Genomic DNA, 17,410 nt, shown 5'->3' with positions numbered 1-17,410 from the left:
CTATAGGTATTAATATAGAATATATAAGAAAAGCTACATAAGAAAGGAAAAAAGACATGAACTTATATGCAATAGGAGATTTACACTTTTCAACATCAGTAAATAAGCCTATGGATGTTTTTGGAAAGAATTGGATAGGTCATGAGGAAAAGTTAATAGAAGACTGGAAAGAGAAAGTAAGTGATGAAGATTTAGTATTAGTATTAGGAGATACTTCTTGGGGAATAAATCTAGACGAAGCAAGAAGTGATTTAGATATAATAGATAATTTGCCGGGGAAAAAGATATTTATAAAAGGCAATCATGATTATTGGTGGACTACTGTAACAGCATTAAATAAGCAGTATGATAATATGAACTTTTTACAAACTAATTTCTATGAATACAAAGATTATGCTATTTGTGGAGGAAGAGGATGGATATGTCCGAATGATTTTAAGTTTGATGAAAATGACGCTAAAATATATAAGAGAGAAGAAAATAGGATAAGAATATCTTTAGAAGCTGCTAAGAAGAAAGGACATACTAAATTTATAGTTATCACTCACTATCCTCCTACTAATGATAAACTTGAAGAATCGTTATTCACTAAATTATATGAAGAATATAAAGTTGAAAAAGTTATATATGGACACTTGCACGGAAAAGAATCATTTAAAATGGGATTAAGAGGTGTAAGAAATGGAATTGAATATATATTAGCATCTTGTGATTACACTGATTTTAAATTAATAAAAATATTAGATTAATAATCTTAAAATTGTAAATACTATTATATATGGTTAAAATATGAAAATTGGGGGATTTTTGTTTAAATATACAAAAGAAGGAGATGTTAATGATGAGATGGATATTAGTATTCTTATTTTTGTATCTTATCCCCTTGATAATATTATTTAGAAATTATAAAAATTTGAGAAGATCGTACATATATAGTAGTATTTATGTTGTATTAGTTACAATGATAGTAGCAACAAATCTTTATATGAGTGGATTAAATAAAATCAGAGAAGCTATATATTATTACAGTTATGTTAATGATGAGCCATACGAATATAAGGATAATGTAGGCAAAGAAGAGAATATTGATGAAATTTATAAAGTAGATAAGCAAGACAGTGAAGTGTATGAAAGTAAAGGAGATAAATCAAATGAAGTAGCACTAGAATCAAAAGAAGTAGAATTAAATCAGGATAAAGAAGTAGAAGTTATTAAAAAAACTGATAAAGAAATAATTAGTGATTTCAAAAAAGAAATTTACAATATAGAAAGAAAAGCATTAATTCCTATGAGGGATTGTATTCCTTATACAAAAAATATATCTGAGAGTATAAAAAAATTACCGACTATAGAAAATGACTTAAAATATGCCAGCAAAAAATGTAAAGAAGTTATAGAACTTTATGAAAGTATGGATATACCTAGTCTTTCAGATGAACAATATACTACAATACTAAGCAATGCAAGAGATGATGTTAAAAAGGCTTATGAGCTAAGAGAAAAGGCTATGAACGAGTCTATAAACTTAGTAGAAAGTAAGAATCCAAAATATATTGGAAAAATAACAGAGTATTTAAGCTTATCTGATGAGCACATAGCAAATTTTAAGGATAGAATAGATAAGCTAAGTCTAAATATAAAATAACAAAAGCTTATCTTTTATGATAAGCTTTAAATATACTATAATGCATAAATTTTGATTTATAATATAACATATGATATAATTTTCGATTATAACGTTAATCAGGGAGGTATGTATGGGAAGATTAAATATATGTATAGATATAGATGGAACTATAACAAGTCCATATCATTTTATTCCGTACTTAAATGAGATATATAATAAAAATATAAAAGAAGAAGAATGTGTAACTTATAACTGGGAACAATTATATGGTGATACCATGGATGAAATATTAAATAAATTCCATAGTAGCTGTATGCATTCTTATGAAGAAGCAGAAATAGTAGAATATGCTAAGGACGTTATAGAAAAGTGGTTAGCTAATAGCCACAACTTATATTTTGTAACGGCAAGAGATAAAAGTCTTACAGAGATAACTACAAGATGGTTAAACGATAAAGGATTTTCTGATATAGATGTTCACTTATTAGGTAGTCACGATAAAATAGCTAAAGCTAAAGAATTAGAATGCAATATATTTATAGAAGACAATCCATCAAATGCAATGCAACTTGCAAGTGAAGGTATGAAAATACTACTAATAAATACCAACTACAATCAAGGTGTAGAACATGATAATATAACAAGAGTAGACACTTGGAAAGACATAGATAAATTCATAGAATTGTACAAGTAAACATAGCAATACTATAGGGGGAGGTGGTCTTATGGTCGAATTAAAAGTAGAAAATCGAAAAGGCAATATAAGCATAAATAGCAATGATGTTAAAGAAATCATCAAAATAAGACCAGATATAGAATATACAAGAGATATATCAAATACAATTAATCAAGATGGTATAATGGCATTTGACTGCAAACTGTCTCAAGATGTATTTAATATGCAAGATATAGAAGATGTACTAGATGAAATAGGAGAAGACTTAGACGAAAGCTATTTCCAAGTATTATTTGAAGATGTAAGAGCATATTTAAAAGATGCTACAGATGAAATTGAAGAAGAACTTCAGGATAAATATTTATTTGATAATGTAAGATGTTTCTTTGATATTTATAATATAGATGAATCTTTTACAGATTTTAAATTTGTATTTTTAGTTAGCTTCAAGGATATAAAAATAGCATCATTAGCTAACCTATCTAAAATAGTAGGAAAAAGACAGTTAGTAGGAGCATCAAAATTCTATAGCTAAGGATTATAAATAATATAAAAGATTAATATAGAAATAAAAAAGAGCATCTGTATACAAAGATGCTCTTTTCATTTAATTTTTAAAAGGAATTAAGCTTTATTTATTGATCCGAATAATTCCATTTTTTCTTTAACAGTAGTTTTTATAGATTCAAACCCTGGAGCTAAAAGCTTACGAGGGTCAAATCCTTTACCTTCTAAGTCTTTACCAGCTTCTATATACTTACGAGTAGCATCAGCAAATGCTAATTGACACTCAGTATTAACGTTTATTTTAGAAACACCTAATGATATAGCTTTTTGTATCATTTCAGCAGGTATACCAGTTCCTCCGTGTAATACTAATGGCATGTTTCCTGTAGCATTATTTATAGCAGCTAAAGCATCAAAGTTTAATCCAGCCCAATTTTCTGGATATTTACCATGTATATTACCTATACCAGCAGCTAGCATATCTATTCCTAAATCTGCTATTAATTTACATTCAGCTGGATCTGCAACTTCACCAGCACCAACAACACCGTCTTCTTCTCCACCTATAGAACCAACTTCTGCTTCTAAAGAAAGACCTTTAGCATGAGCTAATTCAACCATTTCTTTAGTTTTAGCTATATTTTCTTCGATTGGATAGTGAGAACCATCAAACATTATTGAAGAGAAACCAGCTTCCATAGCTTTTTTAGCTCCATCGTAGCTTCCGTGGTCTAAATGAACAGCAACTGGAACAGTTATGTTTAATTCTTCCATCATTCCTTCAACCATATTGACTATAGTTTTAAAACCACACATATATTTAGCAGCACCTTCAGATACTCCTAATATAACTGGAGAATTGTTTTCCTGAGCAGTTAATAATATTGCCTTAGTCCATTCTAAGTTATTTATGTTGAATTGACCTACTGCGTATTTTCCTTCTCTAGCTTTTTGTAACATGTCTTTAGCTGAAACTAACATATATAAACCCTCCATACAATTAATTATTAAAAATAATCAAATATAAAATTTACCCATCAATTAATATTATAACCCTAATACAAAAAAAGTACATAGTAAATTGTAATAACTAGTAATTAAAAGTATAATAATATCTATAACTAAATAAATTTTAAGAAAAGAGAGGAATTATATATGCCACAAATAAAAGTAAGAGGTATAAATGAAAATGATATATGTAAAATAAGTGAAAATATGATAGATAAATTAGTGGAAGCAGTAAAATGTCCTAGAGATTATTTTGAAATAGAATGTATAAAATCTGTAGCAATAAGAGACGGAAAAATAGCAGATGTATATCCATTTGTGGAAGTAGCTTGGTTTGATAGAGGACAAGAAGTCCAAGACACAGTAGCTAAAATAATAACAGATAGTATAAGGGATGGATTAAAAGTAGAAAGTATGGATTTAGCATTTACTGTTTTTGAAAAGGAAAAATACTATGAAAATGGAGAACATTTTTAATGGCTAAAAAATTACGTATAGATAAAATACTTTCTAATATAGGATATGGTAGTAGAGCGGAAATAAAAAAATACTGTAAGCAAGGTATGATATCTGTAAATGGAAAAAATATAAATAATCCAGGGATTCAAGTTGACCCAGAAAATGATAAAATACTTTTTAATGGAGAAGAAGTAAACTATAGAGAATTTGTGTACATAATGTTAAATAAACCAGATGGATATATATCGGCGACTTTTGATAAGCATGACCCAATAGTATTAGACTTAATAGATTCATCATACTATGTTTTTGAACCATTTCCAGTAGGTAGGTTAGACAAAGATACAGAAGGGCTATTGGTATTAACAAATGATGGACAACTTGCACATAGGGTATTATCACCAAAAAAGCATGTACCAAAAACTTACTATGCTAAAATAGAAGGAATTGTAACAAAAGAGGATGTAGTTGCTTTCTCAAAAGGAGTTACGCTTGATGATGGATATGAAACTATGCCGTCACAACTTAAAATATTAAAGAGTGATGAAATATCAGAAATAGAACTTACTATACATGAAGGAAAATTCCACCAAGTTAAAAGAATGTTTGAGAGTGTAGGTAAAAAAGTAGTATACTTAAAAAGACTGTCTATGGGAAAATTAGAGCTAGATAAAAATCTAGAGCTAGGAGAATATAGAGAATTAACAGAAGATGAAATAAAATTATTAGAAGAAAGATAACAATTGAGCGGAGGTAGTTTTAGTGAAAAGAAGAGACATAATAGAGTTTGAAATAGATAAAATGGAGTTCGGTGGAACTTCTGTAAGTTTATATGATGGAAAAGATATATATATGAAGGGCGGAATAACTGGACAAAAAGTTAAAGCAGTAGTTCAAAAAGCTAGAAGTAAAAAAGCTGAAGTTAAAATGCTAGAACTTCTAGAAAACTCACCGCTAGAAACAGAAGAGCCATGCAAACATTTCAATCAATGTGGAGGATGTAGTATATTATCAGTTCCTTATGAAAAACAACTTCAAATAAAAGAAAGACAAGTAATGGATTTATTCTTACAACAAGAGTTATTTGGATTCAAATTCTTAGGAATACAAGGAAGTCCTGAGCAAAGAATGTACAGAAATAAAATGGAATATACTTTTGGAGATGAGGTTAAAGATGGTCCACTATCTTTAGGTCTTCACAAAAAAGGAAAACATATAGATATAATAACTGTTGATGGATGTTATTTAGTAGACCAAGACTTCATAAATATATTAAAAGCTACTGTAGAGTACTTTAATGAAAAGCAAATACCATATTACAGAACATTTAATCACAAAGGATACTTAAGAAACCTTGTAGTTAGAAAAGGTATAAATACTAAAGAGATGATGGTAAACATAGTTACATCTTCTCAACTAGATTTTGATATGACTGAGTATAAAAACATGCTTTTAAATTTAGGTTTAGATGCAGAATTAGTAAGTATACTACACACTATAAATGATGGATTAGCAGATGCAGTAAATTGTGATGAATTAAGAATTCTTTATGGAAGAGATTATATACAAGAAGAAATATTAGGGTTAAAATTTAAAATATCTCCATTCTCATTCTTCCAAACAAATACTAAAGGAGCAGAAGAGCTTTACTCTATAGCTAGAGAGTTTGTTGGAGACCACAGTGACAAGGTAGTATTTGACTTATACAGTGGAACTGGTACTATAGGACAAGTTATGGCAGGATCTGCTAAGAAAGTTTATGGTATAGAAATAATAGAAGAAGCTGTAGCAGCTGCTAATCAAAATGCAAAATTAAACGGTTTAACAAACTGTGAATTTATAGCAGGAGATGTTGCTAAAACAGTAAACAAATTAAAAGAAAAGCCAGATTTAATAATAGTTGACCCACCAAGACCAGGTGTACACAAAGATGCTATAAGAGATATATGTGGATTTGATTCTAAGGAAATAATATATATATCTTGTAATCCAAAGACATTAGTATTAGATTTAGTTGAATTTAAAAACTATGGATACGAAGTAGAATTAGTTAAATGTATGGATATGTTCCCAAATACACCTCATGTTGAAACTGTTGTTAAGTTAAAAAAAGCTTAATATAGATTATATCAATAAGACTACCTATAAATTTAGGTGGTCTTATTTTAAGTGTAAAGCAATTAAAAACTTTGTATACTTTGAATAATTTGATTTGAAATATTAACCAAAGACTATATAAAAGATATAATAAAGGAGTGTTATTATAAAAATTATATCAAAAGAGTTTATAAAAGTTACAAATTAATATATTATTAAATGTATATACAATTAAATAGGCAATAAGTTCATGTCTAAAGCCGAGGGAGGAAAGTTATGGGTCAACCTATATATAAAATAATAGAGAACTATGTAAAAGAATTAATTAATTCAGGAAAATTAAATCAAGGAGATTTAATACCATCAGAACATCAATTATGCGAAGAATTTAATGTAACAAGAATGACTGTTAGATCAGCACTTAATAATCTAGTTAAAGAAGGATATATAGCAAGGAGGAGGGGTATAGGAAGTATAGTTTTAGGAAGTAAGGTATATGACAATATATCTTCTATAAGTGGTTTTACAAAAGAGATGAATAGCAAAGGATATAAAGTATCAAGTATATTAGTTAGTTTAGAAAAAATAGAATCAGATGATGAAATTTCTGAAAAGCTAAATATAAGTGAAGGTGATTATGTTTGGGAGATAAAGAGAGTTAGACTAGCAAATGATAAGAGATTATCGTATATGATTACATATATGCCAGATAAACTATTTCCAAATATAAATGAAACTCACTGCAAGGGTTCTTTATATGAATATGTTGAAGAAGTTAGCGGACGTAAGATAGCTATATCAGAAAGAGAAGTAGAGGCTGTCATATCTAATGATGAGTTAGAAGAAAATCTAAAATTGGATAGAAAAGAACCGTTATTATATATAAAGCAAGTTTGCAGACTTGATAACGGTGAAGCATTTGAATACTCTCATACATACCATTATGGTTATACTTTAACCGTTAACGCTATATCTAAATAAAAATACATATAGTGTGAAAATGTTTTCTTGAAATGTCTATACATTTAATATATAATAAATGTATAGACATTTAAATTTTAATAAAATATATTTTGGGGAGGTACAAAAAATGGTAAAAATAATGTTAGCTTGTTCAGCGGGGATGTCAACTAGTTTACTAGTTACAAAAATGGAGGCTGCAGCGAAGGAAAAAGATATAGAGGTAGAAATATGGGCTATATCAGAAGTTAACTTAGATAGGGAAATAGGAAATTGTGACGTTTTATTATTAGGACCGCAAGTTAGATATATATTAGGTAAAGCGACAGAGATGGCTAAGCCATACAATGTACCAGTAGAGGTTATAAATATGATGCACTATGGAACATGTAATGGTAAAGCTGTATTAGATAGAGCAATGGAGTTATATAATTCAAAGTAAATTAAAAAGGGGGATAATCAAAATGGAAGCATTAATGAACTTTATGGAAAGACATTTAGTTCCAATAGCATCTAAGGTTGGCTCACAAAGACACTTAGTAGCAATAAGAGATGGTTTCATTGCTATGATACCAGTAACTATGGTTGGGGCATTTGGATCACTTATAAAAAACTTACCATTAAAACCTTACCAAGATATGTTAGCTAACACTACAGTTGGTCAACAAATATCTGCACTTGGAGGCGATTTATGGTGGGGATCACTTGCAATGATGTCATTATTTTTAGCTGTGTCAGTAGCCTATTCTTTAGCAAAATCATATGAAGCAAATGGTTTACAAGCAGGACTTCTAGCATTATGTGGATTTTTAGTGTTATCTCCTCAAACTGCAGACATAGTAACTGAGGCAGGAGAGGCAGTTTCAGGGTGGGGGTTTATACCTTGGGGTTATGTGTCAACTAATGCACTATTTACTGCTATGGTAGTAGCACTAGTAACAACAGAAATTTATGTAAGATTATCTAAAGTAACTTGGTTAACTATAAAAATGCCAGATGGTGTACCACCAGCAGTTTCTAGATCATTTGCAAAATTATTACCAGGAGTAATAGCGTTATTTATAGTAGGTATAATAGGTATAATAGTAAAACTTTTATCAAACGGATTATTTATAAATGATTTATTATCAACATATTTATCGAAACCTTTAACTGGTATGGCTGACTCTTTAGGAGGGGCTGTGTTTACAGTATTGTTTATCCATGTTTTATGGATATTTGGATTACATGGTGCAAACATAGCACTTCCTGCAGTAGAGCCAATATTAATGGAATTAGGTGGTAAAAATGCTGAGTTAGCATCAGCAGGAGCAACAGAAGGTTACCATGTATTTGCAGGAGCATTTTTAGATGCATTTGTATACTTAGGTGGTTCAGGGATGATACTTGGATTAATAATAGCATTAATAATAGCAGGTAGAAGACGTAAAGAAATGATAGCTTTAGGTGGACCACCAGCATGTTTCAATATAAGTGAGCCTATGATATTTGGTATGCCAATAGTATTAAATCCAATATACATGATTCCATTTGTACTAGCGCCAGTATTATGTACAATAACTTCATACTTAGCTATATCCAGTGGGATAGTAGCACCAGTTTTAATGGCAAAAATTCCTTGGATAACTCCTCCAATATTTAGTGGAATAATGGCTACAGGGCATTGGACTGGTGGAGCATTAGCAGCAGTTAACTTAATAATATCTGTTGTTATATATTTACCATTTGTAGTTGCAGATGAAAGAATGGCAAAAAAAAGATTAGCTAAACAACAAGGTTAGTTAATAATCATAGAGATTGGGTGGTAGAAGATTATGAAAAAAGGTCTTAAGATAGTTACAATAGGGGGAGGATCAAGTTATACCCCCGAATTAATAGAAGGATTTATAAAAAGATATAGTGAGCTACCAGTTAAAGAACTATGGCTTGTAGATATAGAAGCAGGGAAAGAAAAATTAGAAATAGTAGGTAATCTTGCCAAGAGAATGATTAAAAAATCTGGATTAGATATTAAAATTAACCTTACATTAGATAGAAGAGAAGCTTTAAAAGGTGCAGATTTTGTAACAACTCAATTAAGAGTTGGATTATTAGATGCTAGAATAAAAGATGAAAGTATTCCTTTATCACATGGAGTAATAGGTCAAGAAACTAATGGTGCAGGAGGGCTGTTTAAAGCCCTTCGCACTGTACCAGTTATACTAGATATAATAAAAGATATAGAAGAGTTGTGTCCAAATGCATGGTTAATAAATTTTACAAATCCAACAGGTGTAATAACTGAAGCAGTATTTAAATACACAAACTTCAAAAACTATGTAGGATTATGTAATGTTCCTATAGGTGTTAGAAATGGAGTTGCAAAGTTATTTGAAGTAGAAAGTGATAGAATATATATGGATTTTGCTGGACTTAATCATATGGTATATGGGCTTAATGTTATTTTGGATGGCAAAGATGTCACAAAGGAAGCAATAGATAAGTTTGTAAGTTCTAAAATAAGTATGGAAAATATAAAGGCAATAGATTTTAATCCAGAGTTTGTTAAAGCTTTAGGTGCTATACCTTGTCCATACCATAGATATTATTATAAAACTAAAGAAATGCTAGATGAAGAATTAGAAGAATTTAAAAAAGGTAAAGCAAGAGGTCAAGTTGTTAAAGAATTAGAAGGGCAACTATTTGAACTTTATAAAGATGAAAGTTTAGACATAAAACCACCTCAACTTGAGAAAAGGGGAGGAGCATATTATAGTGATGCAGCTTGTAACTTAATAAGTTCTATATACAATGATAAAAGGGATATACAAGTAGTTAATACATTAAATAATGGAGCCATAAGAAACTTTAGAGATGATCAAGCTGTTGAAGTTAGTAGTGTAATAACTAGCGAAGGACCAAAACCTTTATCAATGGGATATCTTCCGCAGTGTACTGATGGTTTAGTAAGTGATATAAAATCTTTTGAAATATTGGCAGCCAAAGCAGCCGTATATGGAGATTACGAAAGTGCATTATTAGCACTTTGTATCAACCCATTAATACCTTCAGATGATTTAGCAAAAACTATATTAGATGAGATGTTAGAGGCTCATAAAGAGTACTTACCTCAATTTAATAAGTAGGTGAAATTTATGACTAAACTTATAGTAAATGCAGATGATTTTGGATATTGTAAAGCTGTAAATTACGGGATAATATCAGCGTATAAAGAAGGAGTAGTAAAATCTACAACAGTTATGGCTAATATGCCAGGATTTGAGCATGCTATGAAACTTTTAAAGGAAAATCCAGGTTTGGCATGTGGAGTCCATATGACTATTAGTTGTAATAGACCAGTACTTCCTAATTTGGAAAGCCTAGTAGACGAAAATGGAAGATTTTTTAGGCGAATCACTAATGATGTAATAGATAAGATGAACTTAGATGAAATTTATGAAGAACTTTGTGCTCAAATAGAAAAAGTAAAGAAATACACTGAAATTTCTCATCTTGATAGTCATCACCATGTTCATACTTTAAAGAAACTACAGCCAGTTATTGAAAGGATAATAGAAAAGTATAAGTTACCAATAAGAGGTGGATTTGAATATAATCTAGAATATTCAAAAGTAGTACCTATGTTAGATACTTTTTATAGTGATAATGTGGAAATTGATTACTTTAAGAAGAATATAAATACTTTAAAAGAATATGACGCTTTAGATATAATGACTCATCCAGCATACTTAGATGCATATATTTTAAACTCTACATCTTATGCAATGCAAAGAACAAAAGAGCATGAGATATTGACATCAGAGGAAGTTAAAAAGTATTTAAATGATAACTTTGAATTGAGTAGTTACAGGGACATTTAGGAGGTTTTTTTAAATGGATGAAAAAATATTTGAAATATCATTTGGCATAATAGGATATGCAGGGGACGCAAAAGGATTAGCTTTTGAAGCAATAGCCCAAGCTAAAAAGGGGAATATAGAAGCAGCAAGAGAAACTATGAAAAATTCTAAGGAAGTAATAACTAAAGCTCATAGATTCCAAACAGAGCTTATACAAGGTGAGGCTAATGGAAGCAAAACAGAAGTGAGTGTTTTATTAGTTCATGCACAAGATCATTTGATGAATGCCATGAATTTTCAGCAGTTAGCAGAAGAGTTTATAGATTTATACGAAAAATTAGAAAGTAAGTAAAATATTTTTTTATACAAAAGAGTATTGAATTAAATTCAATACTCTTTTGTATTTTATAAAAAGTATATTGATTATATTCTTTAAGATAGTTTGTCATATATTTTTAAATATATATTAAGTTGTATTAATATAGTCAAATTATGATATAGCAAATTGTGTAAATTAGAGGAGTATTAATACTTAATGAAGAAAATATACTAAGTAAATGTAAAGTATATCAAGGGGGGACATTAATGAAAAAAGGGGATTTTATATGGGGAGGAATTCTTCTTATCTGGATACTTATATTAGTTATACCAGTTAGTAGGGATTTATTCATTACTGTAACAGGAGAGTATCCATATGTAAGTGGATTTATTAAATTTGCGGTCTTAGCTACAATGGGAGAGTTACTAGGTATGAGAATAAGTTATGGGTACTGGAAGCAACCAAATGGAGTTATGTTTAGAGCGATTATTTGGGGTGTAATAGGTATTGTTATAACATTAGGATTGCCAGTATTCTCTAAAGGTGTAGAGGCTGCTCAAGAGATGGGAAAGCTTCCTTTTAAAGAGTCTATTTTTGCACATGCATTTTTGACAAGTGCGATTATGAATATATTACAATCACCAGCAGTATTTTTATTTCATAAGTGTACAGATACGTACATAGATATAAGACATTATAAAAATGGAGGAAGAGTAAGTCTTAGAGATATAACAAATAAAATCGACTGGTATACGTACATTGATTTCACAGTGTTAAAAACTATACCATTTTTCTGGATACCTTGCCATACGATTGTATTTTTATTTGAACCACAATATCAAGTTATAGTGTCTGCATTTGCATCTATAGCACTAGGGCTTATACTAGCAATGGCAAATAAATCAAAATTAAAAAGTTTTTAGTAGAATAAAAATATAATAAATTCAAAACATAGTAATGCAATTATGTTTTGGAGGAATTATAAATGAATAAAAAAAGAAATATAAGAGTATTTATGTCATTAATATGTATAGCATTACTATCTTTAATACTTTTATATAATACTGAGTTAGTAGATATATCAAGTAAAGTAAAAGCTAACATAGTAGATAGTATAAAAACAGTAAAGGTTACTGAAGAAAGAAGTAAAATAGAATGTAAAAATTTATCAATAACAGTTAGAATGCCTAAATTATATTGTGATAATAAAAATGCTGAAAGGTACATTAATTCTTTTATCAGAAATAATATAAATAGTTATATAAATCATAAGAGGCAAGATATAGAATTACAAAATAATAAACAAAAAACTAATATATTATTAGAATATAATTTAGCGTTTCAAAGTAAAGATGTAATCAATATAGTTATAGTAAAAGAAACTAAAAGTGGAAAAAATAAATTTTCAACCAACAAAGAAAGTTATGTTTTTGATTTAAAGACAGGGCAAAGAATATATATAGATAATCTTTTAGGAGAAGATGAAAACTATAAAGAATTAATAAAATCTTATATAAATAAGACTATAGATGAAAATAAAATAGATATAGACAAAAATCTAGTAATTATAGATAAGGAAACTAATTTTATAATTGTAGACGGGGGATTATCAATAATATTGGACCAAAATAAAGATGGTAAGATGAGAGAATATGAATTTAAAGTTCCATATGATGTTTTTAATAACAAAGTAAAATCAATAAACACAAAAAATATAATTGCAAATGTAGATACGCAAACAATTACTCAAAATAATAAATATATAAATAGTATATTAAATATTCCTATAATAATATCTTCAAATAAGGATATAGATAAAGAATTAAATTATAAAATTAGAAAAGATATAATGGATTTTTATAATAAAGTTTATGAGAGCGCTAAAAACTATTTTGATAATGTTGATGTATCAAAAGATAAATTTGTTGCAAATGTGGATTATGAAGTTAAAAAAAATAGTGATGATATATTAAGTATAAAAGTAACTTACCATCAATATAGTGGAGGAGCTCATGAAGACTATGAAGATATAAGTTATAATATAGACATGAGAAGTGGAAGAATATTAAAATTAAGCGATTTATTTAAGCCAAACTCAGATTATATAAAAGTAATAAATAATGAGATTAGAAGGCAAATAGAGGAATTAGTTAAAAATAATAAGGAGTATGAAGGTATATATCAATTTGAATCAATAGAAAAAGACAATAAGTTTTATATAGAGGACAATAATATAGTTATTTACTTTGATTTATATAAAATTGCACCATTTGCAGCAGGGATACCAGAATTTAAAATAAATAATAGTATAATAAGTCATATGTTAAAAGAAGAATACTTAGAAATACTAAAATAGATAATAATAAAAAGCTTTACTATTTATATCTAATAAAAATTAGATCATAATCAGTAAAGCTTTTATTATTTAGAAATATATTTTATATCTATATTGTAGGATTTAAAGAAGCTATTTTAGTTACAGCTACATATATTCTAGATATTTCGTACCATGTTTTAAAATCAACAATACCATTTTTAGGTAGGCCAAAAATTCCTTGAAATACTTTAACAGCCTCAGCAGTAGATTCTCCAAAAATGCCATCTTCTTTAACTTTAGGTATTAGAGGGTATGAATTAGAGATTGCATTAAGTTGGTTTTGAATAGTTTTAACATAGTTATTATTAGAACCTACTTGTAAAATTTGGCCAGGGAAAGATATAGGAACACCACTTACGATAGGTGCTTTTTCAAAGATTATTTGCTCACCATAAAATGATCTTAATATACTTTCATAGTCTTTACCTTCATCTCCAAGGTATTTACTTCCCCATTGAGTCATTTGATTTGGGCATTGAGATTTTACACCATCACAATATTGAGCTAAAAGGGGCTGTCTAGAGGTAGGTGGTCTTTTTATAAAAGTATTAAATATATCATCAACTACAACATTAATAGTATCAAAGAAGTTTCTATTATTAATAAATTTATGGTCAAAAGCAGTAGTAGAAGTAATAGTATAGCTATAGCCTTTATTTCTGTACCATTCAGTAAATACTCTATTTAAAGTGAATGAAACTATAGCTATTACATTAGCATAAATAGTTTGTTCAGGCCACGTAGAATATATTTCAGAAGAAGCTACGTTTTTTATATAGTCTTTAAAAGGTATCCAATAGTTAGGAGCTGAAGTATCTTCAGGCATTCCATCATGAACGACTATAAATTCTGGAACTACTGGATTATCAAGAACAACAAACCCAGTAGGAGGTGGTAGAGGTTTTAAACTACTTTCAGGGATTTTAGGCGGATAATCTCCATATAGGGTATGGTCTGGAATATCAAATACTTGTTCATTTTGTCTGGAATAAGAATTTCTAGATCTAGTTTTTAAATTAACAGGAACTGTTTGTCGAGCTTCTACAGTAGCTAAGATCTGCGTACCGTCTATTAAAACTGTTTCATAACCATCTTTAGACACCTCAACAGAATAAATGCTATATGGTCTTATAGGTGAAGAAGGATCTAGTGAATAATTTACATCTGGAGCATCTAGTGTTAAACCTGTGATTTGACCAGAAGAGTCTGTTTTTAAGTTTTCGTAAACTTTAGTTAAACGTTGCTCTGACTCTGGAATAGAGTAGATATTAACAGTAGCATTTTCTATTGGTTGATTAGTATTGCTATCTATAACACTAACCGTTAAGAAACCATCTTGCATGCAATCACCCCTTAAAAATAGTATCTTATTATTTTATAGTATGAATAAACATCTTATTTTGTTAAGGAAAATGGAAATAATATAGATTATACAAAAAAGAAAGAAGTGATTATATGAACATAAATATATTTACATTGGCCATAGCACCAACTATAGCTTATATATTTTGGATATACCTAAAAGATAAATATGATAAAGAACCTATAAATAGGTTAGCAAAGTTTTTTTTATTAGGAGTATTTATGGGGATAATTGCTCTTATTGTAGAGCTTTTATTATTGAAATTAGATATATTAACAGGATATACAAGTATAATATATATATCTTTTATAGTAGCAGGTATGACAGAGGAAGGATTAAAGGCAATTGTATTGATTCCAAATCTTTTAAAAGAAAAATATTTTAATGAAAAACTAGATGGAATTATTTACTCCATGTTTTTGTCATTAGGATTTGCAACACTAGAAAATGTATTATATATCTTAAAAGAAGATAAAAGCACAGTGATGGAGGTTGGATTGATTAGAGCTATAATATCTACACCAGCTCACATGTTATTTGCAATAACCATGGGATACTATATATCTAAATATAAATTTAGTACAGAGAAATTTAAAAAAAGAGAATATTTAATACTATCTGTTTTAATACCAATTTTAATACATGGAGTTTTTGATTTTATATTGATGATAGAGTATAGATGGTCTATTATATTGTTTGTGGTTTATATAATTTTTTTATGTAAATTAAACTTAGACAAATTAGATAAATACATAATTAGTTCAAAAAATAGATTTAAGAGAAGAAAAAAGAGAACGAGGAAGGACGATAAGAATTGACAAAGCTACCTGAAAGATTTTTAAGTGATATGAAAGAAATACTAAAAGATGAGTATGATGAATTTATAAAAACATATGATGATAAAAAAACTACCGGCCTTAGAGTTAATACATTAAAAATAAGTAAAAATGACTTAGATAAATTAAATTTATTTAAACTAGAACAAATACCTTGGGTAAATGAAGGCTTTTATTATGATGAAGATATAGATAGACCCGGCAAAAATCCACTACATGAGGCAGGAGCATATTATTTACAAGAACCATCAGCTATGAGTGTTGTGCCAAAGTTGGATATTAAAGAAGGTGAAAAAATTCTAGATATGTGTGCTGCTCCAGGAGGAAAATCAACATACATACTATCAAAACTAAATAATACAGGATTATTAGTATCAAATGAAATAAACCCAATGAGAATAAAAGCACTAGGAGAAAATCTAGAGAGATTTGGAGCTAAAAATTGTATAATAACAAATACAGACTCAAATAATCTAAAGAAGGTATTTAGAGGATACTTTGATAAAATAGTAATAGATGCTCCTTGTTCAGGGCAAGGAATGTTTAGGAAAGATGAAGTTGCTATAAGTGATTGGAGCTATGCAAAAGTATTAGAATGTCAATCTATTCAAAGAGAAATAATAAGAGATGGATATGAGATGCTTAAAAATGGAGGTACGTTAGTATATTCTACATGTACATTTGCGAAAGAAGAAAATGAAACAGTTATAAATGAGTTTATAGAAGAATATGAAAATGCTAAGCTTATAGAGATGGAAAGATTATGGCCTCACAAGATAAAAGGAGAAGGTCACTTTGTAGCTAAAATACAAAAAAATGAAGAAGAGGATATAAAAACTAAAGAATTAAAAGTTAAAAGATTAGATACAGAATTAAAGGATTTTAGAGAATTTGAAAAGAAATTTTTAAATGAGTCAATAGGAAATAAATTTGATATAAGAGGAGAAAATTTATATCTATTGCCAGAAGAAAGTCCAGAAACTAAAAAATTAAAAGTTTTAAGATATGGACTTCATTTGGGAATACTAAAGAAAAATAGGTTTGAGCCATCACATGCATTGTCTCATTATTTAAAGCCAAATCAAGTTAAGTATACAGAGAATTTATCAATACAAGATGAAGAAGTATTAAATTATTTAAGAGGAAATATCATAAATACAGGACAAAGTAGAGGATGGGTATTAGTAACAGTAGAAAATATACCACTAGGGTGGGGAAAAGAATCCAATGGAGTATTAAAAAACCACTATCCGAAAGGTCTTAGAATAAAATACTAAAGTAGCTATAAAAAGGTACTAAGTTATAACTTAGTACCTTTTTATAGTATATATGTAGACACACT

19 protein-coding genes are annotated in these 17,410 nt (G+C 28.7%); 17 read left to right on the top strand and 2 right to left on the bottom strand.

Annotation, left to right across the window (positions count from 1 at the left end; translation table 11 throughout):
- Positions 1–56: 56 nt before the first annotated feature.
- The 4 genes from I4U66_RS09220 to I4U66_RS09205 all read left to right on the top strand — a co-directional run bounded on the left by I4U66_RS09220 (position 57) and on the right by I4U66_RS09205 (position 2,838).
- Positions 57–749, top strand: coding sequence for a metallophosphoesterase (locus tag I4U66_RS09220; protein ID WP_092923369.1), 693 nt, complete (start codon positions 57–59; stop codon positions 747–749).
- 92 nt (positions 750–841) lie between these two features.
- Positions 842–1,645 carry a hypothetical protein gene (locus tag I4U66_RS09215; protein ID WP_092923371.1) on the top strand — a complete coding sequence of 268 codons (804 nt, stop codon included), beginning with the start codon at positions 842–844 and terminating at the stop codon, positions 1,643–1,645.
- Positions 1,646–1,757: 112 nt separating this feature from the next.
- Positions 1,758–2,321: a 5' nucleotidase, NT5C type gene (locus I4U66_RS09210; RefSeq protein WP_092923372.1), complete on the top strand. Its 564-nt coding sequence runs from the start codon at positions 1,758–1,760 to the stop codon at positions 2,319–2,321.
- A 31-nt stretch (positions 2,322–2,352) separates the two neighbouring features.
- On the top strand, positions 2,353–2,838 hold the full coding sequence (locus I4U66_RS09205; protein WP_092923374.1) for a hypothetical protein: 486 nt from the start codon (positions 2,353–2,355) through the stop codon (positions 2,836–2,838).
- 89 nt (positions 2,839–2,927) lie between these two features.
- Here the strand turns inward: I4U66_RS09205 and fba are convergent, their stop codons facing one another.
- Positions 2,928–3,791, bottom strand: coding sequence for a class II fructose-1,6-bisphosphate aldolase (gene fba / locus I4U66_RS09200; RefSeq protein WP_092923376.1), 864 nt, complete (start codon positions 3,789–3,791; stop codon positions 2,928–2,930).
- Positions 3,792–3,965: 174 nt separating this feature from the next.
- Between fba and I4U66_RS09195 the strand changes: the two genes are divergently transcribed.
- The 11 genes from I4U66_RS09195 (at position 3,966) to I4U66_RS09145 (ending at position 13,848) form a co-directional block, all read left to right on the top strand.
- Positions 3,966–4,295 (top strand): DUF1904 domain-containing protein, encoded by a 330-nt coding sequence (locus tag I4U66_RS09195; protein ID WP_092923379.1) that lies wholly within the window; start codon positions 3,966–3,968, stop codon positions 4,293–4,295.
- On the top strand, positions 4,295–5,017 hold the full coding sequence (locus I4U66_RS09190; protein WP_092923382.1) for a pseudouridine synthase: 723 nt from the start codon (positions 4,295–4,297) through the stop codon (positions 5,015–5,017). The genes I4U66_RS09195 and I4U66_RS09190 overlap by 1 nt, the downstream gene beginning before the upstream one ends.
- A gap of 22 nt (positions 5,018–5,039) precedes the next feature.
- A complete protein-coding gene (rlmD, locus tag I4U66_RS09185; protein ID WP_166506038.1) occupies positions 5,040–6,395 on the top strand; it encodes a 23S rRNA (uracil(1939)-C(5))-methyltransferase RlmD in 1,356 nt (451 codons plus the stop codon).
- A 255-nt stretch (positions 6,396–6,650) separates the two neighbouring features.
- Positions 6,651–7,355: a GntR family transcriptional regulator gene (locus I4U66_RS09180; RefSeq protein WP_092923388.1), complete on the top strand. Its 705-nt coding sequence runs from the start codon at positions 6,651–6,653 to the stop codon at positions 7,353–7,355.
- A 109-nt stretch (positions 7,356–7,464) separates the two neighbouring features.
- Entirely contained in the window at positions 7,465–7,776 is a 312-nt protein-coding gene (locus I4U66_RS09175; protein WP_166506037.1) for a PTS sugar transporter subunit IIB, read from the top strand.
- 22 nt (positions 7,777–7,798) lie between these two features.
- The gene (locus I4U66_RS09170; protein ID WP_195581618.1) at positions 7,799–9,115 is read left to right on the top strand and encodes a PTS sugar transporter subunit IIC; all 1,317 of its coding nucleotides are present in this window, start codon (positions 7,799–7,801) and stop codon (positions 9,113–9,115) included.
- A 33-nt stretch (positions 9,116–9,148) separates the two neighbouring features.
- Complete coding sequence (locus tag I4U66_RS09165) at positions 9,149–10,459, top strand: 6-phospho-beta-glucosidase (protein WP_166506035.1); 1,311 nt, start codon at positions 9,149–9,151, stop codon at positions 10,457–10,459.
- A 9-nt stretch (positions 10,460–10,468) separates the two neighbouring features.
- Positions 10,469–11,194 (top strand): chitin disaccharide deacetylase, encoded by a 726-nt coding sequence (gene chbG / locus I4U66_RS09160; RefSeq protein ID WP_166506034.1) that lies wholly within the window; start codon positions 10,469–10,471, stop codon positions 11,192–11,194.
- 13 nt (positions 11,195–11,207) lie between these two features.
- On the top strand, positions 11,208–11,525 hold the full coding sequence (locus I4U66_RS09155; RefSeq protein ID WP_092923400.1) for a PTS lactose/cellobiose transporter subunit IIA: 318 nt from the start codon (positions 11,208–11,210) through the stop codon (positions 11,523–11,525).
- Positions 11,526–11,758: 233 nt separating this feature from the next.
- Positions 11,759–12,415: a hypothetical protein gene (locus tag I4U66_RS09150; RefSeq protein ID WP_092923403.1), complete on the top strand. Its 657-nt coding sequence runs from the start codon at positions 11,759–11,761 to the stop codon at positions 12,413–12,415.
- A gap of 62 nt (positions 12,416–12,477) precedes the next feature.
- Positions 12,478–13,848, top strand: coding sequence for a DUF3298 and DUF4163 domain-containing protein (locus I4U66_RS09145; protein WP_195581619.1), 1,371 nt, complete (start codon positions 12,478–12,480; stop codon positions 13,846–13,848).
- A gap of 88 nt (positions 13,849–13,936) precedes the next feature.
- On the opposite strand, the gene sleC is transcribed toward I4U66_RS09145, so the two are convergent.
- Positions 13,937–15,211: a spore cortex-lytic germination protein SleC gene (sleC, locus tag I4U66_RS09140; RefSeq protein ID WP_092923409.1), complete on the bottom strand. Its 1,275-nt coding sequence runs from the start codon at positions 15,209–15,211 to the stop codon at positions 13,937–13,939.
- Positions 15,212–15,324: 113 nt separating this feature from the next.
- Here sleC and I4U66_RS09135 point away from each other — a divergent pair, with 113 nt between their 5' ends.
- Entirely contained in the window at positions 15,325–16,050 is a 726-nt protein-coding gene (locus I4U66_RS09135; RefSeq protein ID WP_166506032.1) for a PrsW family intramembrane metalloprotease, read from the top strand.
- On the top strand, positions 16,047–17,345 hold the full coding sequence (locus I4U66_RS09130; protein ID WP_166506031.1) for an RsmF rRNA methyltransferase first C-terminal domain-containing protein: 1,299 nt from the start codon (positions 16,047–16,049) through the stop codon (positions 17,343–17,345). Before I4U66_RS09135 ends, I4U66_RS09130 begins: the two co-directional genes overlap by 4 nt.
- Positions 17,346–17,410 lie beyond the last annotated feature (65 nt).

This window comes from Romboutsia sp. D33t1_170424_H2, from assembly GCF_015669105.1.
GTDB classification, from domain to species: domain Bacteria; phylum Bacillota; class Clostridia; order Peptostreptococcales; family Peptostreptococcaceae; genus Romboutsia_C; species Romboutsia_C hominis.
This window is presented reverse-complemented; position numbering and strand designations above follow the sequence as displayed.